The sequence below is a fragment of the Amycolatopsis thermalba genome (assembly GCF_003385215.1).
GTDB classification, from domain to species: Bacteria; Actinomycetota; Actinomycetes; order Mycobacteriales; family Pseudonocardiaceae; genus Amycolatopsis_E; species Amycolatopsis_E thermalba.
This window is the reverse complement of record NZ_PQHW01000189.1, coordinates 1-4,807: the sequence shown is the minus strand read 5'-3', so window position 1 is coordinate 4,807 and position 4,807 is coordinate 1. Positions and strand designations below refer to the sequence as shown.

3 protein-coding genes and 1 pseudogene are annotated in these 4,807 nt (G+C 72.7%); 3 read left to right on the top strand and 1 reads right to left on the bottom strand.

Annotated elements, in window-relative coordinates:
• Positions 1-567: 567 nt before the first annotated feature.
• Positions 568-1,482: a pyridoxal 5'-phosphate synthase lyase subunit PdxS gene (gene pdxS, locus D0D15_RS35295; protein WP_094007143.1), complete on the bottom strand. Its 915-nt coding sequence runs from the start codon at positions 1,480-1,482 to the stop codon at positions 568-570.
• Positions 1,483-1,691: 209 nt separating this feature from the next.
• Between pdxS and D0D15_RS35290 the strand changes: the two genes are divergently transcribed.
• The 3 genes and pseudogenes from D0D15_RS35290 to D0D15_RS35280 all read left to right on the top strand — a co-directional run.
• Positions 1,692-3,815, top strand: a complete 2,124-nt coding sequence (locus D0D15_RS35290; RefSeq protein WP_094007141.1) for an elongation factor G-like protein EF-G2 — start codon at positions 1,692-1,694, stop codon at positions 3,813-3,815.
• A 43-nt stretch (positions 3,816-3,858) separates the two neighbouring features.
• Positions 3,859-4,173, top strand: a complete 315-nt coding sequence (locus D0D15_RS35285) for a hypothetical protein (RefSeq protein ID WP_094007139.1) — start codon at positions 3,859-3,861, stop codon at positions 4,171-4,173.
• A 493-nt stretch (positions 4,174-4,666) separates the two neighbouring features.
• A pseudogene (locus D0D15_RS35280) lies at positions 4,667-4,807 on the top strand (glycosyltransferase family 4 protein); the annotation flags it as partial.

The following is a 4,807-nucleotide window of genomic DNA, read 5'->3' as shown; positions in this document are numbered from 1 at the left end:
GCCCAGACGGGCCAACTCGACGGCGCGCTGACGGAACTCAGGCGGGTGTGGTGCAGGCACCGCAACATCCTCCCCGGTAACCGACGGTCACCTCAGGTCAGGTGTCCGGGCCACAGGGCCAAGCTCACCTTCTCGCGCGCCACGACACGCCCACTCGCGCAGGCGCCACTCGCACCCACACGACAGGCACTCTCGCGCACCAAGAGCTGCCCACTCACAGCCGCACGAGTGGCACTCTCACACCCGCGCAAGTGGCACTCTCCTGCCCACACGAGAAGCACCACTCGCGCCCGGGCGAAGAAGCCAGTCGTGCGCGCACGACTGGCACGGTCGTCGCCGCACGAGGTGTCCACCGGCTCGCCGCCGAGCGAGAGGGCCAGTCATGAGGCCACGAGGGGTCCACTCGTGAGTGCACCCCCGCCTGACGCACCCGCCAGGCGAACCCACCCGCCAAACGAACGGCCCCACCAAGCGAAGGCGCCTGCCAAGCGAGCACCCCACCAAGCGAAGGCGCCCACCAAGCGAACGCACCCACCAAGCGGAGGCACCCCGCCTCGCCGAGCGCGCCTACCAGCCGCGCTCGGCGAGGCGGTGCGGTTCCGGCACCTCGTCCACGTTGATGCCCACCATCGCCTCCCCGAGGCCGCGCGACACCTTCGCGATCACGTCCGGGTCGTCGTGGAACGTGGTGGCCTTCACGATCGCCTCGGCGCGCTTCGCCGGGTCGCCCGACTTGAAGATCCCCGATCCGACGAACACGCCCTCGGCGCCGAGCTGCATCATCATCGCCGCGTCGGCAGGCGTCGCGATTCCGCCGGCGGTGAACAGCACGACCGGCAGCTTGCCCTTCTCCGCGACCTCGCGCACCAGCTCGTACGGCGCCTGCATCTCCTTGGCGGCCACGTACAGCTCGTCCTCGGGCAGCGACGTCAGCCGCCGGATCTCGGCGCGGATCTTGCGCATGTGGGTGGTCGCGTTCGACACGTCGCCGGTGCCGGCCTCGCCCTTGGAGCGGATCATCGCGGCGCCCTCGTTGATGCGGCGCAGCGCCTCGCCCAGGTTCGTCGCCCCGCACACGAACGGCACGGTGAACGCCCACTTGTCGATGTGGTTCGCGTAGTCGGCCGGGGTGAGCACCTCGGACTCGTCGATGTAGTCCACCCCGAGCGACTGCAGCACCTGCGCCTCGACGAAGTGGCCGATGCGCGCCTTGGCCATCACCGGGATGGACACCGTGCCGATGATGCCCTCGATGAGGTCCGGGTCGCTCATCCGCGCGACCCCGCCCTGCGCGCGGATGTCGGCGGGCACCCGCTCCAGCGCCATCACGGCCACCGCGCCGGCATCCTCGGCGATCTTCGCCTGCTCGGGGGTGACGACGTCCATGATCACGCCGCCCTTGAGCATCTCGGCCATCCCACGCTTGACACGCGCGGTGCCCCGCCCGGGCGCGGCGGAACTGCTGGACTGAACTTCGGACACGACAGGACGCCTTTCACGAAAACACGAAGGGGTTCGACGTCCAGTTTAGGTTCTGGTGGACCGCTCCCCCAGGCCAGTTCGCCGCGATCTCAGCAGTCCACTTTTCGCCCCGCAGGCGCAACCTGACCCCGCGGGCTTGCCGGACCATGCTCCCCGGGTGTGTGATCGAGGACACACCTGTAGACAGCGTCGCCCCCGGGGAGCCCGCCATGGCCGACAAGCAAACCCGCACCGCCGACACCGGAGCCGCGGTCGCTGTGGACGACCCGGTCAAGGTCCGCAACGTGGTCCTGGTGGGTCCCTCGGGATCCGGCAAGACCACCCTCACCGAGGCCCTGCTCGCGGTGTCCGGCACCGTGACCAGGGCCGGTTCCGTTGTGGAGGGGACCACGGTCTGCGACCACGACCCGGCGGCCGTGCGTCAGCAGCGTTCGGTCGGGCTGTCGGTGGCGCCGGTGATGCACGCCGGCCACAAGATCAACCTGATCGACACCCCGGGGTACGCCGACTTCGTGGGCGAGCTGCGCGCCGGGCTGCGCGCCGCCGACGCCGCCCTGTTCGTGGTGTGCTCGGCCGAGGGCGTCGACCCGGCGACGGTGGCCATCTGGGAGGAGTGCGCCGCCGTGGGCATGCCCCGCGCCGTGATCGTCTCGCGCCTGGACCACCACCGCGCCGACCCCGAGGGCGAGATCGCCGCGTGCCAGGACGCGTTCGGCGCCGGCGTGCTGCCGCTGTACCTGCCGGCGAGCGGGCCGGAGCCGGGCCTGGTCGGGCTGATCACCCGTCGCCGCTACGACTACTCGCAGGGCTTCCCGCCGCGGCTGACCGATCCCTCGCCCGAGGACCTGGAGCGGCTGACCGAGGCACGCAACGAGCTGATCGAGGGCATCATCGCCGAGAGCGAGGACGAGACCCTCATGGACCGCTACCTCGCCGGCGAGGAGATCAGCGAGGACACCCTGATCGCGGACCTGGAGACGGCCGTCGCCCGCGGGTCGTTCCACCCGGTCATCCCGGTGTGCGCGACCACCGGCGTGGGCCTGGCGGAGGTGCTCGACGGCATCGTGCGCGCGTTCCCGTCACCGCTGGAGCACAAGCTGCCGCCGGTCACCACGCCCGACGGCGCGCCGCACCCGGAGCTGAACACCGATCCCGACGGGCCGCTGGCCGCCGAGGTGGTGCGCACCGCGGTGGACTCCTACGTCGGGCGCGTGTCGCTCGTCCGGGTGTTCTCCGGGACGCTGCGGCCCGAGCGGCCGGTGCACGTGTCCGGGCACGGCCTGGCCGAGCGCGGCCACGAGGACCACGACACCGACGAGCGCGTGGCGCACCTGTACTCGCCGCTGGGTGCGAACCTGCGCGAGGTGCCCTACTGCGTGGCCGGCGACCTGTGCGCGCTGACCAAGGTCGGCTCGGCCGAGACCGGGGACACCGTCTCCTCCCCCGACCACCCGCTGCTGATGCGCCCGTGGCCGATGCCCGAGCCGCTGCTGCCGGTGGCCGTGGTCGCCCGCAACCGCAGCGACGAGGACGCCCTGGCGCGCAACCTGTCCCGGCTCGTGGCCGGCGACCCGACGCTGCGGCTGGAGCGCAACGCCGAGACGTCGCAGCTGGTCCTGTGGTGCATGGGCGAGGCGCACGCGGACGTCGTGTTGTCGCGGCTGCGGGCCGGTGGGGCCGAAGTGGACACCGAGCCGGTCAAGACGAGCCTGCGCGAGACGTTCGCCGGCCCGGCGAAGGGGCACGGGCGGCACGTGAAGCAGTCCGGCGGGCACGGCCAGTACGCGGTGTGCGACATCGAGGTCGAGCCGCTGCCGCGTGGCGCCGGGTTCGAGTTCGTGGACCGGATCGTCGGCGGGGCGATCCCGCACCAGTTCATCCCGAGCGTGGAGAAGGGGGTGCGGGCGCAGCTGCAGCGCGGGCTGGTGGCCGGCTACCCGGTGGTCGACGTGCGCGTGACGCTCGTCGACGGCAAGGCGCACAGCGTGGACTCCTCGGACGCGGCGTTCCAGACCGCGGGCGCGCTGGCGCTGAAGGAGGCCGCCGCGAACAGGCGGGTGGTGCTGCTCGAACCGCTGGACGAGGTCGACGTGCGGGTGCCCGACGAGTACCTGGGCGCGGTGCTGGGCGACCTGTCCTCGCGGCGGGGCCGGGTGCTGGGCACCGAGTCGGTCGGTGGTGGGCGGAGCGTCATCCGCGCCGAGGTGCCGGCGACCGAGTTGCTGCGGTACACCACGGAGCTGCGTTCGCTGAGCTCCGGCACGGCGACGTTCACCCGGCGGCACACGCGGTACGACCCGCTGCCGGAGAACCTGACCGCCGCGTACGCCTGAAATTCACCAGCGCGGGCGGCGGTGTGTTGCCTATTCTCACGGGATGACCGGACAGTACTCGCGCTACCGCGAGGATGCGGAGGTGCTGGCGGCGATCGGCACGGCGATCGGGGAGCACCGGATCACCGTCCGGCTGCCGCGCGCGCTCGCGGAGGCCGCCGTGGCCGCGTGGCAGCGCGACGAGACCGAGCCAGTGGGGGCGGAGACGCCGGAGCAGTGGGCGCTGCGCGACCTCGCGGCCGAGCTGGCGCTGATCGGGCTCGCGGTGACGGAGCGGGGCCGGGCGGACGGCGAGTTCGTGACGGTGGATCTGGACGTGGGCAGCGCCGGAGCCGCGGCGCGGGCGGCACTGCGCTGAGCCGAGTTCCGCGCTCGCGGCCGCGTGCGGAACCCGCGCCGCGGAGCGGGCAGTTCGCGCCCGCGAACGGGGAACTCGCGGCCACGAAGGTGGGACTCGCAGCCACGAAGGTGGGACTCGCGGCCACGAAGGTGGGACTCGCGCAAGGTCGCTCGGCCGCGCGAGTCCCGCGCTCAGCCGCGCGAGTTCCACATTCAGGCACGCGAGTCCCACATTCAGGAGCGCGAGTCCTGCGCTCAGCCGCGTGAGTTCCACATTCAGGAGCGCGAGTTCCGCACTCGCCGCGGGAGTTTTGGCTCTGGCGCGTGAGTTCCGGGGTCGCGGGTGGGATCGATCTTCGCCACGCAAGGCGCGGCCGGGCGCGCGAGGCACGCCGTCGGGCGCGCGAGGCGCGCCGTCGCCTCCGGGGGTGCCGCGCGGATTGCTGGCGGGTGTGAGTCGCGCCGGCCGGCGCGCGCGGCCCGCGCGAACATCCCGGCCGCGCGCCCCGCGGCGGGCGCGGGCGCAGCGCAGCGTCGACGTCTACTGCGCGCCCAACACCGGCGGCGAGAGCTTCGGGATGATCCTGACCGAGGCGATGGCGGCCGGGACCGCGGTGGTGGCGAGCAACCTGGACTCGTTCCGCCGTGTGCTC

Coding starts and splice junctions, on each gene's coding strand:
- D0D15_RS35285 (WP_094007139.1), top strand. CDS start 3,859: ATGACCGGACAGTACTCGCGCTACCGCGAGGATGCGGAGGTGCTGGCG.
- D0D15_RS35290 (WP_094007141.1), top strand. CDS start 1,692: ATGGCCGACAAGCAAACCCGCACCGCCGACACCGGAGCCGCGGTCGCT.